This is a genomic window from Streptomyces sp. ISL-98, assembly GCF_018614055.1.
In the GTDB taxonomy this organism is placed as follows: Bacteria; Actinomycetota; Actinomycetes; order Streptomycetales; family Streptomycetaceae; genus Streptomyces; species Streptomyces spiramyceticus.
Map to the genome: position 1 here is coordinate 44,409 of NZ_JAGGPB010000060.1, position 22,070 is coordinate 66,478.

Below are 22,070 nucleotides of genomic sequence, written 5' to 3' on the forward strand. Positions count from 1 at the left end.
GCGTAGCCCGCGCTCCTACTGGTGGCGGAGCTGTCCGCGGATGGCTCCGTCGGGGAAGGGGCGGTTGTGGACGTTGACGTAGAAATTCTTGGGCACGAGGGCGATCAGCGCCAGTTCGCGGAACGTCAGGACCTTGTCGGCGTTCTTGGGTGTCTGATGCTTCTTCGCCTTGATGCAGTCCTTCGAGCTTCCGCCCTTGGGGTACTTGGAGAGGGGGGTCTTGAGGGTGACGACCACAGGCCCGGCCTTACCGCGCTTGCCGGCGTGGATATGGGCGGCGTTCGCCTTTGCGATCTTGCGTACGTTGAGCGAGTAGCAAAGGGTGCCGTGCTTGATCAGGAACCAGAACTCGCCGCTGCCGTTACGGTCGCCCGGTCCGGGCACTTCCTGCCGGCCGGTGAGGTCGGCTCGTCCTTTGACGACGGCGTGGCGGCCGCCGTTGTCGGGGTCGGTACTGGCCGCGGCGGCCGGAACGGCCAGGGCGGCGAGGGTGGCCGTACACGAAACGGCCGAGACCATGAGGGTGGTCAGAACACGCATGGACGTCTCATCTCTGTGTTTGGGCGATCGGAGCAGGGCGAAGCCCGGTGGCCCGCACTGAAGTGGGATCGCTGGTTCCCAACACAAAGCCACCCACGGGGTTCCCTCAACATTTGCGCGGCTGGATGGGCGGCAACGCGCACAGACACCGAAAAGCCCGGTCAGGCGCCGTCCCCCTCAATGTCCCCCTCACCGTCGACGCCCAGATGTCCGAGGAGCTCCTTGCCCGCGAGATAGGGCCGCTCGTCCGGCAGCAGCCGCGCGGCGGCGTCCAGGTCGCCGCCACGCACGAGGGCGTGTATCTCGCGCGCGAGAGGCGTGACGTCGCTGATGGACACCGTCCACTCATCGGCGTACCGCCCCGCCGCATCGCCCGCCAGACCCAACTGAAGCGAGCGGTACGGCAACGGATTCAGCCGCAGGTCACGCTCGGGATCCCACTGCACCCGCGCCGGGGACTGCCTCAACTGCCGCTTCCAGGACGCCTGGTCGGCGTGCAGCCCACGCACATAGTGCGACAGACAGGAATTGCGCAGCGCCCACTCGAAACCCTCGCGGCTGATCTCAACGGCCAGGACCGTCTCCTGGTCCTGCTTCGTCCCCCACCCACAGCGGTACATCATCCACAGGAACGACGGCTTGATCCACGTCATCCGGTCCCGCTTCCAGGCAGCGGGGAAACGCCCGTCGCGGGCGGCCGGGAGGCCGATCGACGGGGCGTAAGCCTGATAGACGGTGACCGTAGTCCCGGTGTGCAGCGCCCGTATCTCGTGTTGCATCAAAGCGCCATATGCATGATGTGCAGGCCGACGTATCCCTGCTTGGGGTGGTTGAACCCTTCGGGAAGAGTCCCGATCACGTCGAAGCCGATCGACCGGTAGAGCTTCACGGCGTACACATTCGTCTCGACGACCGCATTGAACTGCATCGCCCGGAACCCGGCGCCACGCGCCCATTCCACGCTGTGCTCACACAACGCCCGCCCCACGCCCTGCCCCGAATGCTTGGGGTCGACCAGGTAGGTGGCGCTCGCGATGTGGGAGCCGTTGCCCATGTGGTTGCGGTTCATCTTGGCGGTGCCGAGAACGGTGCCGTCGTCGTCGACGGCGACGACCGTACGGTTGGGAGCGGCCAGGTACCACCACTCGCGGGCATCGTCCTCACCGAGCTGGAGCGGGTACGTGAGGGTCTCGCCGGCGGCGACGATCTCGTGGAAGAACGGCCACATCGCGGGCCAGTCCTCGGTGGTGGCTTCCCTGATCAACATGAGGTCAGCATGCCGGTACGCATACCGCGACCGCCAGCATTTTTGCCCGCGCGCATCAGCCGCCCGGAGCCCGGCTCCCCTGCCGGGCGTGCGTCCGCGCTGGGGCCCGTACGGAACAAGTGTCCGTACGGGCCCCAGCGCGCCCCGTGGATCAGTGGTTGCGGGGGAAGCCCAGGTCCACGCCTGCGGGGGCGTCTGCCGGGTCCGGCCAGCGGGTGGTTGTGACCTTGCCGCGGGTGTAGAAGTGGATGCCGTCGGTGCCGTAGATGTGGTGGTCGCCGAAGAGCGAGTCCTTCCAGCCACCGAAGGAGTGGTAGCCGACCGGCACGGGGATCGGGACGTTCACGCCGACCATGCCGGCCTCGACCTCCAGCTGGAAGCGGCGGGCCGCGCCGCCGTCGCGGGTGAAGATCGCGGTGCCGTTGCCGAAGGGCGAGTTGTTGATGACGGCGAGGCCCTCCTCGTACGTGTCCGCGCGCAGGACACAGAGGACCGGGCCGAAGATTTCGTCGCGGTAGGCGTCGGAGTCCGTGGAGACCTCGTCCAGGAGGGAGAGGCCGATCCAGTGGCCGTCCTCGAAGCCTTCGACCGTGTGGCCCGTGCCGTCGAGGACGACCTTCGCGCCCTGGGCGGCCGCGCCCTTGACGTACAAGGCGACCTTGTCGCGGTGGGCCGCGGTGATCAGCGGGCCCATTTCGGACGTCGGGTCGTTGCCGGGGCCGATCTTGATCTTCTCGGCGCGCTCGCGGATCTTGTCGACCAGCTGGTCGGCGATCGCGCCCACCGCCACGACGGCCGAGATCGCCATGCAGCGCTCGCCCGCCGAACCGTAGGCGGCCGAGACCGCCGCGTCGGCCGACGCGTCCAGGTCCGCGTCCGGCAGGACCAGCATGTGGTTCTTGGCGCCGCCCAGCGCCTGGACGCGCTTGCCGTTGGCGGAGGCGGTGGTGTGGATGTAGCGGGCGATCGGGGTCGAGCCGACAAAGGAGACCGCCGCGACGTCGGGGTGATGGAGCAGGCCGTCGACCGCGACCTTGTCGCCGTGCAGGACGTTCAGTACGCCGTCCGGCAGGCCCGCCTCGGAGGCCAGCTCCGCGAGGCGCACCGAGGCCGACGGGTCCTTCTCGCTCGGCTTGAGTACGAAGGTGTTGCCGCACGCGATGGCCAGCGGGAACATCCACATCGGCACCATGGCCGGGAAGTTGAACGGGGTGATGCCCGCGACCACGCCCAGCGGCTGGCGGATCGAGGACACGTCCACCCGGTTGGAGACCTGCGTGGACAGCTCACCCTTCAGCTGCGTCGTGATGCCGCACGCCAGCTCGACGATCTCCAGGCCGCGGGCGACCTCGCCGAGCGCGTCCGAGTGCACCTTGCCGTGCTCGGCGGTGATCAGCGCGGCGATCTCGTCGCGGTGCGCGTCGAGCAGCGCCCGGTAGCGGAAGAGGACCGCGGTGCGGGCCGCGAGCGAGGACGTGCCCCACGTCGCGTACGCGGCCTTCGCCGACGCGACGGCGGCGTCCACCTCCTCGACGGAGGCGAGCGCGACCTTGGTGGTCACGGCGCCGGTGGCCGGGTCGGTGACCGGGCCCCAGTTGCCCGACGCGCCCTCGACGGCCTTGCCGCCGATGAAGTGGTTGACGGTCTTCATCCCAGAACTCCTTGTATTGCAGCGGGTCGGTCAGAGATGGCGGCGTCGCGCAGCGGCTTGACGGTCGTACTCCTCCCGGGCCTTGACCGTCGACGGGCGGGTCGCGGTCTCGGCCACGGGAACATCCCACCACGCCTGGGCGCCGGGCGCGCCCGACACTGTGTCGGGCGTTTCCGTCTCGACGTAGACACATGTGGGGAGGTCCGACCATCGCGCCTCCGCAAGAGCTTCTCGCAGGTCACGCACCGTCTTGGCGCGAATGACGTGCATCCCGAGAGACGCGGCGTTGGCCGCCAGGTCCACGGGCAGCGGGGCGCCGCTGTACGAGCCGTCGGCCGCCCTGAAGCGGTACGCCGTACCGAAGCGCTCGGCGCCGACGGACTCGGAGAGACCGCCGATGGAGGCGTAGCCGTGGTTCTGGAGGACGACGACCTTGATGGGGAGGCGCTCCTGGACGGCGGTAACGATTTCGGTGGGATTCATCAGGTACGTACCGTCGCCGACCAGGGCCCAGACCGGGCGTTGCGGGGCCGCGAGCTGTACGCCGATGGCCGCCGGGATCTCGTATCCCATGCAGGAGTAGCCGTATTCGACGTGGTACTGGTCGCGGGAGCGGGCCCGCCACAGCTTGTGCAGGTCGCCGGGGAGCGAGCCCGCCGCGTTGATGAGGATGTCGTCGTGGGTGACGAGGCTGTCCAGTACGCCCAGCACCTGGACCTGGGTGGGCCGCGCGTCCTCGTCCGGCGCGGCGTACGCGGCGGTGACCCGCTCCTCCCAGCGCGCCTTGGCCTCGCCGTACTCGGCGGCGTAGGCGTCGGGGACGCGGTGGCCGCGCAGGGCGCCGGTGAGGGCCTGGAGCCCGGCGCGGGCGTCGGCGACCAGGGGGAGGGCGGCGAGCTTGTGGGCGTCGAAGCCGGTGATGTTGAGGTTGACGAAGCGGACGGCCGGGTTCTCGAAGAGGGTCGCGGATGCGGTGGTGAAGTCGGAGTAGCGGGTTCCGACGCCGATCACCAGGTCTGCGCTGCGGGCCAGCTCGTCCGCCGTCGCCGTGCCCGTGTGGCCGATGCCGCCGACGTCCGCCGGGTGGTCGTACGGAAGTGACCCCTTGCCCGCCTGGGTGGACGCGACGGGCGTACCGGTCGCCTCGGCGAAGGCGGCCAGGGCCTGCTCGGCGCCGCTGTGGTGGACGCCGCCGCCCGCGATCAGCAGGGGGCGCCGCGCGGTCCGGAACGCCTCTGCGGCCGCGCCGAGTTCATGCCGGTCCGGCTCGGGCGCCCGTACCTGCCAGACGCGTTCGGCGAAGAACTCCTCCGGCCAGTCGTACGCCTCGGCCTGCACATCCTGCGGCAGCGCCAGCGTTACGGCGCCGGTCGCGGCGGGGTCGGCGAGGACGCGCATCGCCTGCAGGGCCGCCGGGATCAGGGCCTGGGGGCGGGTGACCCGGTCGAAGTACCTGGACACCGGGCGCAGGCAGTCGTTGACGGAGACGTCGCCCGCGTACGGGACTTCGAGCTGCTGGAGCACCGGATCGGCGGGGCGGGTCGCGAAGGTGTCGCCGGGGAGGAGCAGGACCGGGAGGTGGTTGATCGTGGCGAGGGCGGCGCCCGTGACGAGGTTGGTGGCGCCGGGGCCGATGGAGGTGGTGACGGCGTGGGCGGAGAGGCGGTCGCTCTGGCGGGCGTAGCCGACGGCGGCGTGGACCATGGCCTGTTCGTTGCGGCCCTGGTGGTACGGCATGTCGTCCGAGCCGGGTTCGAGGAGTGCCTGGCCGATGCCGGCGACATTGCCGTGGCCGAAAATGCCCCAGGTGGCGGCGATCAGGCGGTGGCGGGCGCCGGCGCGCTCGGTGTACTGGCGGGCGAGGAAGGCGACCAGGGCCTGGGCGGTGGTCAGTCGGCGCGTACTCATCGCTGCTGCTCCTGCGGTCCGGTTCCGTACAACGGCAGTCGGGGGTCCACGGGCTGCGACGGCCACGTGTCACGGATCCAGCCGTGGTCGGGATGGTCGCGGATCAGCCACTCCCGCCCGTCCCCCGCTCCCGGGCCCGCCATGACATTGAGGTAGTAGAGGGTGTGGCCGGGCGCGGCGATGGACGGGCCGTGCCAGCCGTCGGGGATCAGCACGGCGTCGCCGGTGCGGACTTCGGCGAGTACGTCCGTACCGCCGGGGCGGGACGGTGAGACCCGGTGGTAGCCGAAGCCGCCTTCGCCCTCGGTCTCGAAGTAGTAGATCTCTTCGAGCTCGGACTCGGCGCCGGGGTGGTGCTCGTCGTGTTTGTGGGGCGGGTACGAGGACCAGTTGCCGCCGGGGGTGAGGACTTCGACGGCGATGAGCCGGTCGCACTCGAAACTTCCTCCTGCTTTTCCGCCTCCGGCGGGGGCAGCGGCCGCGAAGTTGTTGACCTGGCGCGAGCAGTTGCCGGTGCCGCGCAGTTCGACGGGTACCTCCGGCGCGGGGCCGTAGCGGGCGGGGAGTCGTCGCTCGCACCTCGCTCCTGCCAGGGCGAAGCGGCCTCCCGCGCCGGAGGCGATCTGGGCGTGGGCATCACGGGGCACGTACGCGAAGTCGGTGACCGCGCTGAACACGCTTTCCCTGCCCAGCAGTTCAAAGCTCTCGCCGTCCACGTGCACCGTACAGCCACCGCTGAGGGGCAGCACGATCCATTCGCTGTCGCCGGCGGCGAGGGTGTGCGAGCCGCCGGGCGGCAGATCGAGCACGCGCAGGGCGGAGTAGTCCCATCCGGCCCGCTTGGGCCCGATGTCCAGGGAGTACGGGCCGTGCGCGGCGGCCCCCGCCCGTACGTACATCCCGTTGTCGCTGCCGCTGTAGCTGTCGCTGTCCGTCATGACACTGTCCCTACCCCTCGCTCACCCATCCGCTACAGCAGTCCTACGGCGGTGTCGACCGCCCCCGCCACATCCCCGTCGGCCGGATAGAGCAGCGACCGCCCGACGACCAGACCCTGGACGGTCGGCAGCCGGAGCGCCTTGCGCCACTTCTCGTACGCACCGTCCTGGTCTTCGCCCACCTCGCCGCCCAGCAGGACGGCGGGCAGGGTCGACGTCTCCATGACCTTTGCCATGTCGTCCGGGTCCTCGGTGACGGGGACCTTCAGCCAGGTGTACGCCGATGTGCCCGCGAGGCCGGAGGTGATGGCGATGGAGCGGGTGACGGCCTCGGCGCTCAGGTCGTTGCGCACCTTTCCCGCCACGCGGCGGGAGATGAACGGCTCGACGAAGACCGGGAGCCGGCGTTCCGCCATGTCGTCGATGGTGCGGGCGGTGGCGTGCAGGGTGTCCAGCGAACCGCTGTCCTCGTAGTCGATCCGCAGGAGCAGCTTGCCCGCGTCGAAGCCCCGGCGCTCCAGGTCCTGGGCGCGGTGGCCGGTGAAGCGGTCGTCGAGTTCGAAGGCGGCGCCGGCCAGGCCGCCGCGGTTCATGGAGCCGACGACGACCTTGTCGTCGAGGGCGCCGAGGAGGAGCAGGTCGTCGAGGATGTCGGCGGTGGCGAGTACGCCGTCGACGCCGGGCCTGGACAGCGCCAGGCACAACCGCTCCAGCAGGTCGGGGCGGCTGGCCATGGCGAGTTCGCGGTCGCCGACGGCGAGGGCGCCGCGGGCGGGGTGGTCGGCGGCGATGATCATGAGCCGCCCGCTTTCGCCGATGAGGGGGCGGCGCCGACGGCGGGCGGCGGCCTCGGCGATCGCTTCGGGGTGCCGGGTCCGTACCCGTACCAGCTCGGAGAGGGGAACGCCGTCGGTCACGACGCCGCTCCCGGGGCCGGTACGGGGACTTCACCGGCGGCGAGTACCTGTTCGACCTCAGCGGGGTGCGGCATCGCGGAGGAGCAGGCGAGGCGGGAGGCGACGATGGCCCCGGCGGCGTTGGCGTACCGCATGACGCGCTCCAGCTCCCACCCCGCGAGCAGACCGTGGCACAGGGCCCCGCCGAACGCGTCGCCCGCACCGAGCCCGTTGAGCACCTTGACGGGTACGGGCGGCACTTCGGCCGTCGCACCGTCGCGGTGCATGGCGAGTACGCCCTTCGGGCCCTGCTTGACGACGGCGAGCTCGACGCCGGCGGCGAGGAGTGCCTGGGCGGCGGCGTACGGTTCGCGCTCGCCGGTGGCGACTTGGCACTCGTCGAGATTGCCCACGGCGACGGTGGCGTGGCGCAGGGCGGCGGCGTAGTGGGGGCGGGCCCGGTCGGGGTCGGCCCGGTCGGCGTTCCAGGTCGCGTCCGCCCAGAACATAGGCCGCCAGTCGAGATCGAACACGGTGATACGGGCCTCCGGAGCCCGCTCCGCCGCCGACGCGCTCCGCGCTTCCAGGGCCGTCAGCGTCGCCGTGCGGCTCGGCTCTTCGCACAGGCCCGTGCCCGTCATCCAGAAGATCCGGGCCGAACGGATCGCGTCGAGGTCGAGTTCGTCCGCGTGGATCTCCAGGTCCGGCGCCTTCGGCTGCCGGTAGAAGTACAGCGGAAAGTCGTCGGGCGGGAAGATCTCGCAGAACGTCACCGGCGTCGGCAGCCCCGCGACCCCCGTCACCCAGCGGTCGTCGACCCCGAACTCCCCCAGTTCCTGGTGGAGATAGTCGCCGAAGGGGTCGAGCCCCGTGCGGGTGATCACGGCCGTGCGCCGCCCCAGCCTGGCCGCCGCGACCGCCACATTCGTGGCCGAGCCGCCGAGGAACTTGCCGAACGTGTCGACCTGCGCGAGGGACACCTCGGCCTGCAGCGGATACAGGTCCACACCGATGCGGCCCATCGTGATCAGGTCGTACGCGGCGTAGGGAGCGTACGAGTCGTGCGATTCCTGCGAGTCGTACGAATTGGACTGCATGCGCGGCCTCTCGGTTCGGCGACTGCACCCAGGTCTAGTCGGCCCCGCCGAGCCCTGTCAACATTTTGTCCTTACATTCGGACGAACTCTTGACACCTTTCTCCGGCGGCCGGAAAGCTGGCGCCCATGACCTCTTCCGTACCCGCGTCGACCCGCATCCGGGTCGGTTCAGCCCCCGACTCCTGGGGAGTGTGGTTCCCCGAAGACCCGCGGCAGGTCCCCTGGGAACGCTTCCTCGACGAGGTCGCGCAGGCCGGTTATCCGTGGATCGAGCTCGGTCCGTACGGCTACCTCCCGACCGACCCGGCCCGGCTCACCGACGAGACCCGGCGCCGGGGTCTCTCCGTCTCCGCCGGCACGGTCTTCACCGGACTGCACCGCGGCCCGGAGGTCTGGGACGCCACCTGGAAGCACGTGTCGGACGTCGCCGGGCTCACCAGGGCCATGGGTGCGGAGCATCTCGTCGTCATCCCGTCCTTCTGGCGCGACGACAAGACCGGCGAGGTGCTGGAGGACCGCACCCTCACGCCCGCGCAGTGGCGGACGCTCGCCGCCCAGACCGAGCGCCTCGGCCGCGAGGTGCGCGAGCGGTACGGGCTGAAGATCGTCGTACACCCGCACGCGGACACGCACATCGACAGCGAGGAGAACGTCACCCGCTTCCTGGACGCGACCGACTCCGGCCTGGTCTCGCTCTGCCTGGACACCGGCCATTACGCGTACTGCGGCGGGGACAGCGTCAAGCTCCTCGAGACGTACGGGGAACGGATCGGCTACCTGCACCTCAAGCAGGTGGACCCGGAGATCCTCGCCGATGTCGTCGCGAACGAGGTGCCGTTCGGGCCCGCCGTCGGACGGGGCGTGATGTGCGAGCCGCCCGGCGGGGTGCCGGCGCTGGAGCCCGTACTGGCGGCGGCGCGGCGGCTGGACGTCGACCTGTTCGCGATCGTCGAGCAGGACATGTATCCGTGCCCGCCGGACAAGCCGCTGCCGATCGCACAGCGCACCCGCGACTTCCTCCGCTCCTGCGGCGCATGAAACGTCGTAGAACATAGAAGTCCCGTCACGCATGTCTCCGTTGTGCGGGGCTTCCGTCACAGATGCTCTACAGCCCCTCCCCCGCCATTACTCAGTGTCGTTCAACGGACACAGGCTGATTGATCGCCAGCGTTCGCGCCTCAGCCCCCCCGACAGCCCTCCGGCTGCCGCTGCGGCGCACGCAGGGAGGTGCCATCGATGACTGACCGAAGGCTCTGGTCCTACAAGGAGATTGCCGCACACATCCGGGTCCAGCCGGACACGGTCCGTTCGTACCGCAAGCACGGACTGCTCCCCACGCCCGATCACGTGGAGAGCGGCAAGCCGTACTGGTTCGCGGACACCATCCGTACCTGGGTTTCACTCCGACCAGGCAACAGAGGCGCCCGGAGAGACTGAGAGGGCCACAGGGCCCTGTGACTGACGGGCAGGTGCGGGGCCCTGACGGTAATGGAGTTGTCCGTGCGGATTCGGCGTGCCGAGAATCCCCGGATGACCGAACAGCCGACCGCAGACTTCTCCGTCAAGCCCACCCTCACCGGCGACAAGGTGCTGCTGCGCCCCTTCACGGCGGACGACGTTCCGGTGATGGGAGCCGTCCCCGAGGTGTGCAAGTACACCGGCTCACCGCCCGGGGACCTGACTCCCGAGCAGCTGCGCTCCTGGTACACGACCCGCAACGACGCGGTCGACCGGCTCGACCTGGCCGTGGTCGACCTGGCCACCGGCGCGTGCGTCGGTGAAGTGGTGCTGTACGAGTGGGACGCGCCCAACCGCAGTTGCAGCTTCCGCACCCTGATCGGCCCGAACGGCCGCGACCGCGGCCTCGGCACCGAGGCGTGCCGCCTGATCGTCCGGCACGGATTCGAGCGGCTCGGCCTGAACCGGATCGCACTGGGCGTCTACGACTTCAACCCCCGGGCCCGCCGGGCGTACAAGAAGGTCGGCTTCGTTTCCGAAGGCATCGAGCGCGAGGCGCTGCTTCACGAGGGCGAGTGGATCGACGCGATGTACATGTCGATCCTGGCCAGGGAGTGGGCGGTCCATCGCGGCCACCCCGGGACCGGCGACGCTCGCATTCATACCCCCTAGGGGTATAGTGTTGTTTCAGCATCAGAAAGTCACGGCATCCCCGTGGCTTTCCGGGGCACCACGACTGCGTACGCCTTCGAGAGGGAGAACGACATGACCGCCGAGACCGAGACGAAGACCGAGGCCACCGCGACCGGCTCCTGCTGCTCGCCGTCCGGCTCCTGCCACGACAGCTCGGCGGCGGAGGCCGGGGCGGGCACCGTCACCACCGTCTACCAGGTGAGCGGGATGACCTGCGGTCACTGCGAAGGCGCCGTCTCCGGCGAGGTCTCCGAGATCGCCGGCGTCACCTCGGTGAAGGCCGTGGCCTCCACCGGCCAAGTGACCGTGATCTCCGAGGGCCCGCTGGACGACGAAGCGGTACGCGCCGCCGTCGACGAGGCCGGGTACGAGCTGGTCGGCCGCGCCGCCTGAGCGGCGCCCGGCAGTACACCTCACCGCCCTCACCACCCTTCGTACTCTCGTACTCTTCGCACCTCTTCGGCCGGGCCGTACCTGACCAGCCCATACTGGTCTCCGTACGGCCCGGCCTGCCTTCTGGAGCGAGAAAATGACCAGCACAGCGCACGAGGCGCCGCCGTCGGCACCGACGGTGGACACCTCTCAGGTCGAGCTGACCATCGGCGGAATGACCTGCGCCTCCTGCGCCGCCCGCATCGAGAAGAAGCTCAACCGGATGGACGGCGTCTTCGCCACCGTCAACTACGCGACGGAGAAGGCGAAGATCAGTTACGTCGACGGGGTCGGCATCGCCGATCTCATCGCGACCGTCGAGAAGACGGGTTACACCGCTGAGCAGCCCCCGCCGCCCGCCGCCACTGCCGCCCCGCAGGAGCCGGAGGCGGCCGCGCCGCAGGACCCGGAACTCGCCTCACTGCGCCGGCGCTTCCTGGTCTCGCTCGCGCTCTCCGTGCCCGTCGTCGCGCTCGCGATGATCCCCTCCCTCCAGTTCGACAACTGGCAGTGGCTCTCGCTGACCCTCGCCGCCCCTGCCGTCGTCTGGGGCGGGCTGCCCTTCCACCGGGCCGCCTGGACCAATCTGCGGCACGGCGCGGCCACCATGGACACCCTTGTCTCGGTCGGCACGCTGGCCGCGTTCGGCTGGTCGCTGTGGGCCCTGTTCTTCGGGCACGCGGGCATGCCGGGCATGCGGCACGACTTCGACCTCTCGGCCCTCACGAGTCTCACGGCGGGGCGTACGGACGGCTCGTCGACGATCTACCTCGAAGTGGCCGCCGGGGTCGTCACGTTCATCCTGCTCGGCCGCTTCCTGGAGGCGAGGGCCAAGCGGAAGGCGGGCGCCGCGCTGCGGGCGCTGATGGAGCTGGGGTCCAAGGACGTGAGCGTACTGAGGGGCGGTACGGAGGTACGTATCCCGGTCGCCGCCCTCACCGTCGGGGACCGGTTCGTCGTACGGCCCGGGGAGAAGATCGCCACCGACGGCACGGTCACCGAGGGCGCGTCGGCGGTGGACGCGTCCATGCTGACCGGGGAATCCGTGCCGGTCGACGTGATCGTCGGCGACGCCGTCACCGGCGCCACCGTCAACACGGCGGGCCGCATCGTCGTCGAGGCGACCAGGGTCGGCGCCGACACCCAGCTCGCGCGGACGGCCCGCCTCGTCGAGGACGCCCAGAACGGCAAGGCGGAAGTACAGCGCCTCGCCGACCGCATCTCGGCGGTCTTCGTGCCCGTGGTGCTGATGATCGCGCTGGGCACGCTCGTCGCCTGGCTGCTGGCCACGGACGACCCGGCCGCGTCCTTCACGGCGGCCGTCGCCGTCCTGATCATCGCGTGCCCGTGCGCGCTGGGGCTTGCCACACCTACCGCGCTCATGGTCGGTACGGGTCGCGGCGCCCAGCTCGGCATTCTGATCAAGGGTCCTGAGGTGCTGGAGTCCACCCGGCGCGTGGACACCGTCGTACTGGACAAGACGGGCACGGTCACCACGGGGCGCATGGAACTCCAGGGCGTCTTCACCGCCCCCGGCACCGACGAGACCGAGCTGCTGCGCCTGGCGGGCGCACTGGAGCACGCCTCCGAACACCCGGTCGCGCAAGCCGTGGCGGCGGGAGCCGCCGAGCGGGTCGGACCGGCCGCCCAGCCCTTCCCCGTACCGGAGAAGTTCGAGAACGTCGCGGGGCTCGGGGTGCGCGGCCTGATCGACGGGCACGTCGTGCTCGTCGGGCGCGAGACGCTGCTCACCGAGGCGGGCATCGAGCTGCCGCGCGAGCTGGCCGACGCCACGGCGGCGGCCGAGGCGGAGGGCCGTACGGCGGTTGCCGTGGCTTGGGGCGGCGCCGCACGCGGCGTCCTGGCGGTCGCCGACGCGGTGAAGGAGACCAGCGCGGAGGCGGTGGCGCAGCTGCGCGGGCTCGGCCTGAGGCCGGTGCTGCTGACCGGCGACAACAGGGCCGTTGCCGAGTCGGTCGCGCGGACGGTCGGGATCGACGCCGCGGATGTGTACGCCGAGGTTCTCCCCCAGGACAAGGTCGACGTGGTGAAGCGGCTCCAGGCCGAGGGCCGCAGCGTCGCGATGGTCGGCGACGGCGTGAACGACGCGGCGGCGCTGGCCACCGCCGATCTCGGGCTCGCGATGGGCACGGGCACGGACGCCGCGATCGAGGCCGGCGATCTCACGCTCGTACGTGGAGATCTGAGGGTGGCGGCGGATGCGATCCGGCTGTCGCGCAGAACCCTGGCGACCATCAGGGGCAACCTCTTCTGGGCCTTCGGCTACAACGTCGCGGCCCTTCCGTTGGCCGCCGCCGGGCTGCTCAACCCCATGATCGCCGGATGTGCGATGGCGTTTTCCTCCGTCTTCGTAGTGACAAACAGCCTCCGGCTGCGTACCTTCACAGGACGCACACAAAGTGACTCAGGTCACTGAGATTTGAGGGTAACCATTTGGCCGGCTCGCGAGTCTAAGTGGGCGATGCCAGAACGTCTTGGGGGACGTTCAGGGAATGTCTTGGGGGACATTTCCGGGCAAGCGTTGGCCGGGACACGTGCACCGGGGAGCTTTGAGCGGCCCTCCCGTACGTACGCGTCCCGGCAGACCGCGTGGAGCTTCTGTGCAGCCAGCAGACGCCCGGCCGGATCCCGTGGGGGGAATCCGCTCCGGGAAACGGGAAGCGCCCCGTATCGTCGACCCGTGGGGGGATCGGCGGCGGGGCGCTTTCTTTTCAGCTGCGGAAGCTGTGGGTGAGGGTCGGCGACCCTCGACCGGAACGAAGCCGCGCAGGACCTTGCCGGTGGCTGTGTCGGCCCGGAGGATGACCCCCGGACCCCCCAGCAGTGGGTCAGCGACCCTCGACCGGGACAAAGTCGCGCAGGACCTCACCGGTGTAGATCTGACGCGGGCGGCCGATGCGGGAACCCGGCTCCTTGATCATCTCGTGCCACTGGGCGATCCAGCCCGGGAGACGGCCCAGCGCGAAGAGCACCGTGAACATCTCGGTCGGGAAGCCCATGGCCCGGTAGATCAGGCCGGTGTAGAAGTCGACGTTCGGGTAGAGCTTGCGCTCCACGAAGTAGTCGTCGGCCAGCGCGTGCTCTTCGAGCTTGAGCGCGATGTCGAGCAGCTTGTCGTCCTTGCCCAGGGCGGAGAGAACGTCGTGCGCCGCAGCCTTGATGATCTTCGCCCGGGGGTCGAAGTTCTTGTAGACGCGGTGCCCGAAGCCCATGAGCTTCACGCCGTCTTCCTTGTTCTTCACCTTGCGGATGAAGTTGGTGACGTCGCCGCCGTCGGCCTGGATGCCTTCCAGCATCTCCAGCACCGACTGGTTGGCACCGCCGTGCAGCGGGCCCCACAGTGCGCTGATGCCGGCGGAGATCGAGGCGAACATGTTCGCCTGCGAGGAGCCGACCAGGCGCACGGTGGACGTCGAACAGTTCTGCTCGTGGTCCGCGTGCAGGATCAGCAGCTTGTCGAGCGCGGAAACGACGACCGGGTCCAGGTCGTACTCCTGCGCGGGGACCGAGAAGGTCATGCGCAGGAAGTTCTCGACGTACCCGAGGTCGTTGCGCGGGTAGACGAAGGGGTGGCCGATCGACTTCTTGTAGGCGTACGCCGCGATCGTCGGAAGCTTGGCGAGCAGGCGGATCGTCGAAAGGTGACGCTGCTTCTCGTCGAACGGGTTGTGGCTGTCCTGGTAGAACGTGGACAGCGCGCTGACCACCGACGACAGCATGGCCATCGGGTGCGCGTCACGCGGGAAGCCGTCGAAGAACCGCTTGACGTCCTCGTGCAGCAGCGTGTGCTGGGTGATCTCATTCTTGAAGGACGACAGCTCGTCGACCTTGGGGAGCTCACCATTGATCAGCAGGTAGGCCACCTCGGCGAAGGTGGAGTGCTCGGCCAGCTGCTCGATGGGGTAACCGCGGTAGCGCAGGATGCCCTGCTCACCGTCGAGGTAGGTGATAGCGGATTTATAGGCGGCTGTATTGCCATATCCGCTGTCGAGAGTCACCAGCCCGGTCTGAGACCGGAGCTTCCCGATATCGAAGCCCTTGTCGCCGACGGTGCTGTCGATCACCGGATAGGTGTACTCGCCATCGCCGTACCGCAGTACTACAGAGTTGTCGCTCACGTCATCCCTCACCGACGTAGTGCCTCTTCTTCGAGGTGCCCTGACTGTCTCTACCATCCCCCATTTGGCTCAGCAGAGTGCACTCGGGGTCGGCCATTAGGCCCATTCACGGCACTCAGTGCCGCCAACCTGCTCATCCTGCCCCCTTCGCCCCAGTTACCGGAAGTCCAGGATGATCTTTGCCCCCGATGGTCCCCTTATGAGCCGCTTTGTAATCCGCCTGCCAGCCGGTGATCGAGCGCAGTACACCGTCTGCCCGCCGAAACCGTGCGGACCGCCTGGCCGATCGCCTTGCGGGAGCCGACCAGGACGACGAGCTTCTTGGCCCGGGTGACCGCCGTGTAGAGCAGATTCCGCTGGAGCATCATCCAGGCCCCGGTTGTCACCGGAATCACCACCGCCGGATACTCGCTGCCCTGCGAGCGGTGGATCGTCACGGCGTACGCGTGCGCCAGCTCGTCGAGCTCGTCGAAGTCGTACGGAACCTCCTCGTCCTCGTCGGTCAGCACCGTCAGGCGCTGGTCGTCCAGGTTGAGCGAGGTGACCACGCCCACGGTGCCGTTGAAGACCCCGTTCTGTCCCTTCTCGTAATTGTTGCGAATCTGCGTCACCTTGTCTCCGACGCGGAAGAGCCTGCCGCCGAACCTTTTCTCCGGGAGGTCGGGCCGGGCGGGGGTGATCGCCTGCTGGAGCAGCCCATTGAGCGTGCCCGCGCCCGCCGGGCCGCGGTGCATGGGGGCCAGCACCTGGATGTCGCGGCGCGGATCGAGGCCGAACTTCGCGGGGATGCGGCGGGCCGCCACGTCCACCGTGACCCGCCCGGCGTCCTCCGTCTCGTCCTCGACGAAGAGGAAGAAGTCCGGCAGGCCCTGAGTGATCGGATGCACGCCGGAGTTGATGCGGTGCGCGTTGGTGACGACGCCCGACTGCTGGGCCTGGCGGAAGATCCTCGTGAGGCGGACCGATGGGACCGGGCCGCCGTCCGCCAGCAGGTCGCGCAGCACCTCGCCCGCGCCGACCGAAGGCAGCTGGTCCACGTCCCCGACCAGCAGCAGATGCGCGCCCGGCGCGACCGCCTTCGCCAGCTTGTTGGCGAGGAGCAGGTCCAGCATCGACGCCTCGTCGACGACGACCAGATCCGCGTCGAGCGGCCTGTCCCTGTCGTACGCCGCGTCGCCGCCGGGCCTGAGCTCCAGCAGGCGGTGCACGGTGGACGCCTCGGCCCCGGTCAGCTCCGCGAGGCGCTTGGCGGCCCTTCCGGTGGGCGCGGCGAGCACCACCTTGGCCTGCTTGGCGCGGGCCAGCTCGACCACCGAGCGGACCGTGAACGACTTGCCGCAGCCCGGTCCCCCGGTGAGCACGGCGACCTTCTCGGTGAGCGCCAGCTTGACCGCCGCCTGCTGCTCGGGCGCCAGCTCTGCCCCCGTACGGTCCGCGAGCCAGGCCAGCGCCTTGTCCCAGGCCACGTTCCGGAAGGCCGGCATCCGGTCCTCCTCGGTGCGGAGCAGGCGCAGCACCTGTGCGGCCAGGGAGATTTCGGCACGGTGGAACGGGACCAGGTAGACGGCGGTGACCGGGTCCCCGCCGCCGTCCGCGGCCGGGACCTTTTCCCGTACGACGCCTTCCTCGGCGGCCAGTTCGGCCAGGCAGTCGATGACCAGGCCCGTGTCGACCTGGAGCAGCTTCACCGCGTCGCTGATCAGCTGCTCCTCGGGGAGGTAGCAGTGGCCCTGGTCGGTGGACTGCGACAGCGCGTACTGCAGCCCGGCCTTCACCCGCTCCGGGCTGTCGTGCGGGATGCCGACGGCCTGGGCGATCCGGTCGGCGGTGAGGAAGCCGATGCCCCAGACGTCGGCGGCCAGGCGGTAGGGCTCGTTCTTGACTATCGAGATCGACGCGTCGCCGTACTTCTTGTAGATGCGCACCGCGATGGAGGTCGAGACCCCCACGCCCTGGAGGAAGATCATGACCTCCTTGATGGCCTTCTGTTCCTCCCAGGCCGCACCGATCAGCTTCGTACGCTTGGGGCCGAGTCCCGGTACTTCGACCAGGCGCTTCGGCTCCTGCTCGATCACGTCGAGCGTGTCGGTGCCGAAGTGCTCGACGATACGGTCCGCGATCTTCGGGCCGATGCCCTTGATCAGGCCGGAGCCGAGGTAGCGGCGGATGCCCTGGATCGTGGCGGGCAGCACGGTGGTGTAGTTCTCCACGGTGAACTGCTTGCCGTACTGGGGGTGCGAGGCCCAGCGGCCCGCCATGCGCAGCGACTCGCCTGGCTGCGCGCCGAGCAGCGAACCGACGACCGTGAGGAGATCGCCTCCGCCGCGGCCCGTGTCGACCCGGGCGACCGTGTACCCGGTCTCCTCGTTGGCGTACGTGATCCGCTCCAGGACTCCCTCGACCACCGCGGAGGCGGCGGAGGAGGCGGAGACCTGTGCTGGGACCGCTGTTGGACTCGACATGTTCTGAACGCTACCGCCGGGGTCCGACACGGCGGGCTGCCTGTGGACAACTCCGTTCCGGCCGTCCGGTCCCGGAAACCAAGGAGGCCCGGTCCGTCGACCGGGCCCCTCAGATCCCCCTCCGTCTCAGGCCTCCCCGAAATCCCCCCGGATCCCTCCCCGGAAGCCCTGATGCCAAGTACGACACGCACCGTGGCCAGAGGGTTGCACGCCGGATGCAAGTAATTTCAGATAAGCGTCAGATAGCGGTCGGCGACCTCCGCCAGGACGTCCGCGCCGTCCCTCGCCCACAGGCCCTCGTTGAAGATCTCGACCTCGATCGGACCTTCGTAGCCCGCCGCGTCCACCTGTTCGCGGAACCAGCCGAAGTCGACCGCCCCGTCGCCCAGCTGCCCCCGGCCCAGCAGCACGCCTGCCGGCAACGGCGTGATCCAGTCCGCCAGTTGGAACGCCGCGATACGGCCCCCGGCGCCCGCCCGCGCGATGTCGCCGCCGACACGGTCGTCCCACCACAGGTGGTAGGTGTCCACGACCACCCCCACCCGGTCCGCCGGAAAGCGTTCCGCCAGGTCGAGCGCCTGGCCCAGCGTCGAGACCACACAGCGGTCCGAGGCGAACATCGGATGCAGCGGCTCGATGGCCAGCCGTACGCCGTGATCGGCGGCGTACGGCGCGAGTTCGGCCAGCCCCTGTGCGATGCGTTCGCGGGCGCCGTGCAGGTCGCGGCTGCCCGGCGGCAGGCCGCCGGAGACCAGGACCAGGGTGTCGGTGCCGAGGGTGGCCGCCTCGTCGACGGCCCGGCGGTTGTCGGCCAGCGCCGGGGCCCGGTCGTCGCCCGTGAGGAAGCCGCCCCGGCACAGGCTGGTCACCCTCAGGCCCGCGTCCCGTACAAGGCGTGCGGCGCGCTCCACGCCGTACTCCTGGACGGGCGCACGCCACAGACCCACGCCCGGTACGCCCGCCTTTACACATCCCTCGGCCAGCTCGGGCAGCGACCACTGCCTGATGGTCTCCTGATTGAGGCTGAGCCTGGAAAGGTCCTTCACTGTTCCACTCCGTACGTCCTGAGCAGGGATTTCATGCGGGCCTCGGCGAGTGCCGGGTCCGGGAACAGGCCCAGGCCGTCCGCCAGTTCGTACGCCCGCGCCAGGTGCGGCAGCGACCGCGCCGACTGGAGGCCTCCCAGCATCGTGAAGTGCGACTGGTGGCCGACCAGCCACGCCAGGAGAACGACGCCGGTCTTGTAGAAGCGCGTCGGCGGCTGGAAAAGGTGGCGCGACAGCTCGACCGTCGGGTCGAGGAGCTTGCGGAATGCCGAGGCGTCGCCCGTGTCCAGGACACGGACCGCCTCTGCCGCCAGCGGGGCGAGCGGGTCGAAGATGCCCAGCAGCGCGTGGCTGAAGCCGTGGTCGTCGCCCGCGATCAGCTCCGGGTAGTTGAAGTCGTCACCCGTGTAGCAGCGCACGCCCTTCGGCAGGCGGCGGCGCAGGTCGATCTCGCGCCGGGCGTCCAGGAGCGAGATCTTGATGCCGTCCACCTTGTCGGGGTGGGACGTGATGACCTCCAGGAAGGTCTCGGTGGCGGCGTCCAGGTCCGCGCTCCCCCAGTAGCCCTCCAGCGCCGGGTCGAACATCGGGCCCAGCCAGTGCAGTACGACCGGCTCGCTCGCCTGGCGCAGGAGGTGGCCGTACGTCGCCAGGTAGTCCTCGGGGCCCTTGGCGGCCGCCGCCAGCGCCCGTGATGCCATGAGGACGGCGCGGGCGCCGGTGGACTCCACGAGCGCCAGCTGTTCCTCGTAGGCCGCTGTCACTTCCGCGAGGGTGTGCGGGCCCTGGGTGAGCTGGTCCGTTCCTGCGCCGCATGCGATCGCCCCGCCGACCGACGCCGCCTCCGCCGCCGAACGCCGCATCAGCTCCGCCGCGCCCGGCCAGTCCAGGCCCATCCCGCGCTGTGCGGTGTCCATGGCCTCGGCCACCCCGAGGCCGTGCGACCACAGGTGCCGTCGAAAGGCGAGCGTGGCGTCCCAGTCGACGGCGGCGGGACCGTCGGGCGACACGTCGGCGTGCGGGTCGGCGACGACGTGTGCGGCCGAGTAGACCGTGCGGGAGGCGAGGGGGGCGCCGTGGGGCGGGAGGGAGAGGGGCGTTGTGCGCGGTTCGTACGTGCCGTACGGGAGCCTGATCGTCACAGTGACAGCTCCGGTACGTCGTAACGGCGGCCCTCTGCGGCGGACTTGAGGCCGAGCTCGGCCAGCTGTACGCCGCGTGCGCCCGCGAGGAGGTCCCAGGTGTACGGCTCGTCCAGTGCGACGTGGCGCAGGAAGAGCTCCCACTGGGCCTTGAAGCCGTTGTCGAAGGTGTCGTTGTCGGGGACTTCCTGCCACTGGTCGCGGAAGGAGTGCGTGACCGGGAGGTCGGGGTTCCAGACCGGCTTGGGGGTCGTACTGCGGTGCTGCACACGGCAGTTGCGCAGGCCGGCCACTGCGGAGCCGTGCGTTCCGTCGACCTGGAACTCGACGAGCTCGTCGCGGTTGACCCGTACCGCCCAGGAGGAGTTGATCTGCGCCACCGCGCCGCCCTCCAGCTGGAAGATGCCGTACGCGGCGTCGTCGGCGGTGGCGGCGTACGGCTTGCCCTGCTCGTCCCAGCGCTGCGGGATGTGGGTCGTCACGTGCGACTGGACGGTCGTGACCCGGCCGAACAGCTCATGCAGTACGTACTCCCAGTGCGGGAACATGTCCACGACGATGCCACCGCCGTCCTCCGCGCGGTAGTTCCAGGAGGGGCGCTGGGCGGACTGCCAGTCGCCCTCGAAGACCCAGTAGCCGAACTCGCCCCGGACGGAGAGGATCTCGCCGAAGAAGCCGCCGTCGATCAGGCGTTTCAGCTTGAGCAGGCCCGGGAGGAAGATCTTGTCCTGTACGACGCCGTGTTTGATGCCGGCGTCGCGGGCCAGGCGGGCCAGTTCGAGGGCGGCGGCCAGGCCGGTTGCCGTCGGTTTCTCCGTGTAGACGTGCTTGCCCGCCGCGACGGCCTTTCTCAGGGCCTCCTCGCGGGCGGAGGTGACCTGGGCGTCGAAGTAGATGTCGATCGTGTCGTCGGCGAGGACGGCGTCGAGGTCTGTGGACCATTCGCTGAGGCCGTGACGGGCCGCCAGGTCCTTGAGGGCGCGTTCGCGGCGGCCGACCAGGACCGGCTCCGGCCACAGGACCGTACCGGTGCCATCGCCCAGGTCCAGGCCACCCTGCTCGCGGATCGCGAGGACGGAGCGGACGAGGTGCTGGCGGTAGCCCATCCGCCCCGTGACGCCGTTCATGGCGATGCGCACTGTCTTGCGTGTCACGAATGTTCCCTCCGTACGGCCATAGTAAGCGCTTTCTATACATTATGAAGCTAGCCTGCGGAGAGCTGCTCGTACAAGACCCGGAGGACGACCAGATGACAGTGACCTTGGCGGACGTGGCGGCCCGCGCCCGGGTGTCGCCTGCCACCGTCTCCCGTGTGCTGAACGGCAACTACCCGGTCGCCGCGGCCACCCGGGAGCGGGTGCTGCGCGCGGTCGACGAGCTCGACTACGTACTGAACGGGCCCGCGAGTGCGCTTGCCGCTGCGACGTCCGACCTGGTCGGGATCCTCGTCAACGACATCGCCGACCCCTTCTTCGGGATCATGGCGGGGGCCGCGCAGTCCCAGATAGGCGGCCTTGAGGGGGCGGGGGCGGGGCGTGCGGGCGGCGAGAAGCTCGCCATCGTGTGCAACACGGGGGGCTCGCCGGAGCGCGAGCTCACCTACCTCACGCTGTTGCAGCGGCAGCGGGCCGCGGCGGTGATTCTCACCGGGGGCGCGATCGAGGACCCGGAGCACTCGGCTCTGGTCGCCGCGAAGCTGGCGAAGCTGGCGGACGGAGGTGCGCGGGTGGTGCTGTGCGGGAGGCCGCCGCTTCCGGAGCGGGGCGAGGGGGGCTCTGGTCCTGGCCCGGTGGTGGCTGCGCTTGCCTTCGACAACCGGGGCGGGGGGCGGCGGCTCACGGAGCATCTGCTGGCGCTGGGGCACCGGACGATCGGGTACGTGGCCGGGCCTGAGGAGCGTACGACGACACGGCACCGGCTGGAGGGGCACCGCGAGGCGATGGCTGCAGCGGGGTTGCCCGAGGACGACGGCCTGACGGTCCACGGGCCCTACGACCGCCGCAGCGGGTACGACGCCACGCTGGAACTCCTGCGCCGCGAGCCGGGGCTCACGGCGGTGGTCGCGGCGAACGACACGGTGGCGCTGGGGGCGTGCGCGGCGTTGCGGGACCGGGGTCTGCGCATCCCGGACGACGTCTCTGTCGCGGGCTTCGACGACCTCCCTTTCGCAACGGACACGGTGCCGGCCCTCACGACGGTACGGCTGCCGCTGTACGAGGCGGGGGCGCGGGCGGGCCGACTGGCAATGGGCCGGGAGGCGGCGCCGCCGGGAGGCATCGCGTCGGTACCGGCGGAGCTGATGGTGCGGGGGTCTACGGGGGTGGCGCGGGGCTGAGCCGTGGCGTGGCCGGGCGGTCTTTGGACGGCGCCGGTGGTCGTGGTGCGGGGTTTGGCTTGCGCC

The 22,070-nt window shown here is 70.0% G+C and carries 19 protein-coding genes; 6 read left to right on the plus strand and 13 right to left on the minus strand.

Going from position 1 to position 22,070, the window contains the following annotated elements; all coding sequences use genetic code 11:
• Nucleotides 1-15: 15 nt before the first annotated feature.
• From J7I98_RS33240 to iolC, 8 genes are all read right to left on the minus strand, one after another.
• Nucleotides 16-540, minus strand: coding sequence for a CHRD domain-containing protein (locus J7I98_RS33240; RefSeq protein WP_214928785.1), 525 nt, complete (start codon nucleotides 538-540; stop codon nucleotides 16-18).
• A gap of 161 nt (nucleotides 541-701) precedes the next feature.
• Entirely contained in the window at nucleotides 702-1,319 is a 618-nt protein-coding gene (locus J7I98_RS33245; protein WP_214928786.1) for a DUF4291 domain-containing protein, read from the minus strand.
• Complete coding sequence (locus tag J7I98_RS33250; RefSeq protein WP_214928787.1) at nucleotides 1,319-1,807, minus strand: GNAT family N-acetyltransferase; 489 nt, start codon at nucleotides 1,805-1,807, stop codon at nucleotides 1,319-1,321. Before J7I98_RS33250 ends, J7I98_RS33245 begins: the two co-directional genes overlap by 1 nt.
• Nucleotides 1,808-1,958: 151 nt before the next feature.
• Nucleotides 1,959-3,458, minus strand: a complete 1,500-nt coding sequence (locus tag J7I98_RS33255; protein ID WP_214928788.1) for a CoA-acylating methylmalonate-semialdehyde dehydrogenase — start codon at nucleotides 3,456-3,458, stop codon at nucleotides 1,959-1,961.
• Between the two features lie 30 nt (nucleotides 3,459-3,488).
• Nucleotides 3,489-5,366 carry a 3D-(3,5/4)-trihydroxycyclohexane-1,2-dione acylhydrolase (decyclizing) gene (gene iolD / locus J7I98_RS33260; RefSeq protein ID WP_214928789.1) on the minus strand — a complete coding sequence of 626 codons (1,878 nt, stop codon included), beginning with the start codon at nucleotides 5,364-5,366 and terminating at the stop codon, nucleotides 3,489-3,491.
• Nucleotides 5,363-6,304, minus strand: a complete 942-nt coding sequence (gene iolB, locus J7I98_RS33265; protein WP_214928790.1) for a 5-deoxy-glucuronate isomerase — start codon at nucleotides 6,302-6,304, stop codon at nucleotides 5,363-5,365. Before iolB ends, iolD begins: the two co-directional genes overlap by 4 nt.
• Nucleotides 6,305-6,336: 32 nt before the next feature.
• A complete protein-coding gene (locus tag J7I98_RS33270; protein WP_214928791.1) occupies nucleotides 6,337-7,221 on the minus strand; it encodes a deoxyribose-phosphate aldolase in 885 nt (294 codons plus the stop codon).
• Complete coding sequence (iolC, locus tag J7I98_RS33275; RefSeq protein ID WP_214928792.1) at nucleotides 7,218-8,297, minus strand: 5-dehydro-2-deoxygluconokinase; 1,080 nt, start codon at nucleotides 8,295-8,297, stop codon at nucleotides 7,218-7,220. The genes J7I98_RS33270 and iolC overlap by 4 nt, the downstream gene beginning before the upstream one ends.
• Before the next feature lie 126 nt (nucleotides 8,298-8,423).
• Between iolC and J7I98_RS33280 the strand changes: the two genes are divergently transcribed.
• The 5 genes from J7I98_RS33280 (at nucleotide 8,424) to J7I98_RS33300 (ending at nucleotide 13,317) form a co-directional block, all read left to right on the plus strand.
• A complete protein-coding gene (locus J7I98_RS33280; protein ID WP_214928793.1) occupies nucleotides 8,424-9,335 on the plus strand; it encodes a sugar phosphate isomerase/epimerase in 912 nt (303 codons plus the stop codon).
• Between the two features lie 198 nt (nucleotides 9,336-9,533).
• Nucleotides 9,534-9,734 (plus strand): AlpA family transcriptional regulator, encoded by a 201-nt coding sequence (locus tag J7I98_RS33285; protein ID WP_214928794.1) that lies wholly within the window; start codon nucleotides 9,534-9,536, stop codon nucleotides 9,732-9,734.
• Nucleotides 9,735-9,827: 93 nt separating this feature from the next.
• Nucleotides 9,828-10,427, plus strand: a complete 600-nt coding sequence (locus tag J7I98_RS33290; protein WP_214928795.1) for a GNAT family N-acetyltransferase — start codon at nucleotides 9,828-9,830, stop codon at nucleotides 10,425-10,427.
• Between the two features lie 93 nt (nucleotides 10,428-10,520).
• The gene (locus J7I98_RS33295; protein ID WP_214928796.1) at nucleotides 10,521-10,841 is read left to right on the plus strand and encodes a heavy-metal-associated domain-containing protein; all 321 of its coding nucleotides are present in this window, start codon (nucleotides 10,521-10,523) and stop codon (nucleotides 10,839-10,841) included.
• Between the two features lie 136 nt (nucleotides 10,842-10,977).
• Entirely contained in the window at nucleotides 10,978-13,317 is a 2,340-nt protein-coding gene (locus J7I98_RS33300) for a cation-translocating P-type ATPase (protein WP_214928797.1), read from the plus strand.
• Between the two features lie 412 nt (nucleotides 13,318-13,729).
• Here J7I98_RS33300 and J7I98_RS33305 read toward each other — a convergent pair whose 3' ends face one another.
• The 5 genes from J7I98_RS33305 to J7I98_RS33325 all read right to left on the minus strand — a co-directional run bounded on the left by J7I98_RS33305 (nucleotide 13,730) and on the right by J7I98_RS33325 (nucleotide 20,823).
• Complete coding sequence (locus J7I98_RS33305; protein WP_214928798.1) at nucleotides 13,730-15,019, minus strand: citrate synthase; 1,290 nt, start codon at nucleotides 15,017-15,019, stop codon at nucleotides 13,730-13,732.
• 197 nt (nucleotides 15,020-15,216) lie between these two features.
• The gene (locus tag J7I98_RS33310; protein WP_214928799.1) at nucleotides 15,217-17,481 is read right to left on the minus strand and encodes an ATP-dependent RecD-like DNA helicase; all 2,265 of its coding nucleotides are present in this window, start codon (nucleotides 17,479-17,481) and stop codon (nucleotides 15,217-15,219) included.
• Nucleotides 17,482-17,708: 227 nt separating this feature from the next.
• Nucleotides 17,709-18,527, minus strand: coding sequence for a sugar phosphate isomerase/epimerase (locus tag J7I98_RS33315; RefSeq protein ID WP_214928800.1), 819 nt, complete (start codon nucleotides 18,525-18,527; stop codon nucleotides 17,709-17,711).
• Nucleotides 18,524-19,669, minus strand: coding sequence for a dihydrodipicolinate synthase family protein (locus J7I98_RS33320; RefSeq protein WP_214928801.1), 1,146 nt, complete (start codon nucleotides 19,667-19,669; stop codon nucleotides 18,524-18,526). Before J7I98_RS33320 ends, J7I98_RS33315 begins: the two co-directional genes overlap by 4 nt.
• Nucleotides 19,666-20,823, minus strand: a complete 1,158-nt coding sequence (locus J7I98_RS33325; RefSeq protein WP_214928802.1) for a Gfo/Idh/MocA family protein — start codon at nucleotides 20,821-20,823, stop codon at nucleotides 19,666-19,668. The genes J7I98_RS33320 and J7I98_RS33325 overlap by 4 nt, the downstream gene beginning before the upstream one ends.
• A gap of 95 nt (nucleotides 20,824-20,918) precedes the next feature.
• Here J7I98_RS33325 and J7I98_RS33330 point away from each other — a divergent pair, with 95 nt between their 5' ends.
• Nucleotides 20,919-22,004, plus strand: coding sequence for a LacI family DNA-binding transcriptional regulator (locus J7I98_RS33330; protein ID WP_214928803.1), 1,086 nt, complete (start codon nucleotides 20,919-20,921; stop codon nucleotides 22,002-22,004).
• The last annotated feature ends 66 nt before the right edge of the window (nucleotides 22,005-22,070 follow it).

What these genes read in the sequence shown, in the direction of transcription:
- J7I98_RS33240 (WP_214928785.1), bottom strand. Translation starts at nt 540, where the DNA reads ATGCGTGTTCTGACCACCCTCATGGTCTCGGCCGTTTCGTGTACGGCC.
- J7I98_RS33245 (WP_214928786.1), bottom strand. Translation starts at nt 1,319, where the DNA reads ATGCAACACGAGATACGGGCGCTGCACACCGGGACTACGGTCACCGTC.
- J7I98_RS33250 (WP_214928787.1), bottom strand. Translation starts at nt 1,807, where the DNA reads ATGTTGATCAGGGAAGCCACCACCGAGGACTGGCCCGCGATGTGGCCG.
- J7I98_RS33255 (WP_214928788.1), bottom strand. Translation starts at nt 3,458, where the DNA reads ATGAAGACCGTCAACCACTTCATCGGCGGCAAGGCCGTCGAGGGCGCG.
- iolD (WP_214928789.1), bottom strand. Translation starts at nt 5,366, where the DNA reads ATGAGTACGCGCCGACTGACCACCGCCCAGGCCCTGGTCGCCTTCCTC.
- iolB (WP_214928790.1), bottom strand. Translation starts at nt 6,304, where the DNA reads ATGACGGACAGCGACAGCTACAGCGGCAGCGACAACGGGATGTACGTA.
- iolC (WP_214928792.1), bottom strand. Translation starts at nt 8,297, where the DNA reads ATGCAGTCCAATTCGTACGACTCGCAGGAATCGCACGACTCGTACGCT.
- J7I98_RS33280 (WP_214928793.1), top strand. Translation starts at nt 8,424, where the DNA reads ATGACCTCTTCCGTACCCGCGTCGACCCGCATCCGGGTCGGTTCAGCC.
- J7I98_RS33285 (WP_214928794.1), top strand. Translation starts at nt 9,534, where the DNA reads ATGACTGACCGAAGGCTCTGGTCCTACAAGGAGATTGCCGCACACATC.
- J7I98_RS33290 (WP_214928795.1), top strand. Translation starts at nt 9,828, where the DNA reads ATGACCGAACAGCCGACCGCAGACTTCTCCGTCAAGCCCACCCTCACC.
- J7I98_RS33295 (WP_214928796.1), top strand. Translation starts at nt 10,521, where the DNA reads ATGACCGCCGAGACCGAGACGAAGACCGAGGCCACCGCGACCGGCTCC.
- J7I98_RS33300 (WP_214928797.1), top strand. Translation starts at nt 10,978, where the DNA reads ATGACCAGCACAGCGCACGAGGCGCCGCCGTCGGCACCGACGGTGGAC.
- J7I98_RS33310 (WP_214928799.1), bottom strand. Translation starts at nt 17,481, where the DNA reads ATGTCGAGTCCAACAGCGGTCCCAGCACAGGTCTCCGCCTCCTCCGCC.
- J7I98_RS33330 (WP_214928803.1), top strand. Translation starts at nt 20,919, where the DNA reads ATGACAGTGACCTTGGCGGACGTGGCGGCCCGCGCCCGGGTGTCGCCT.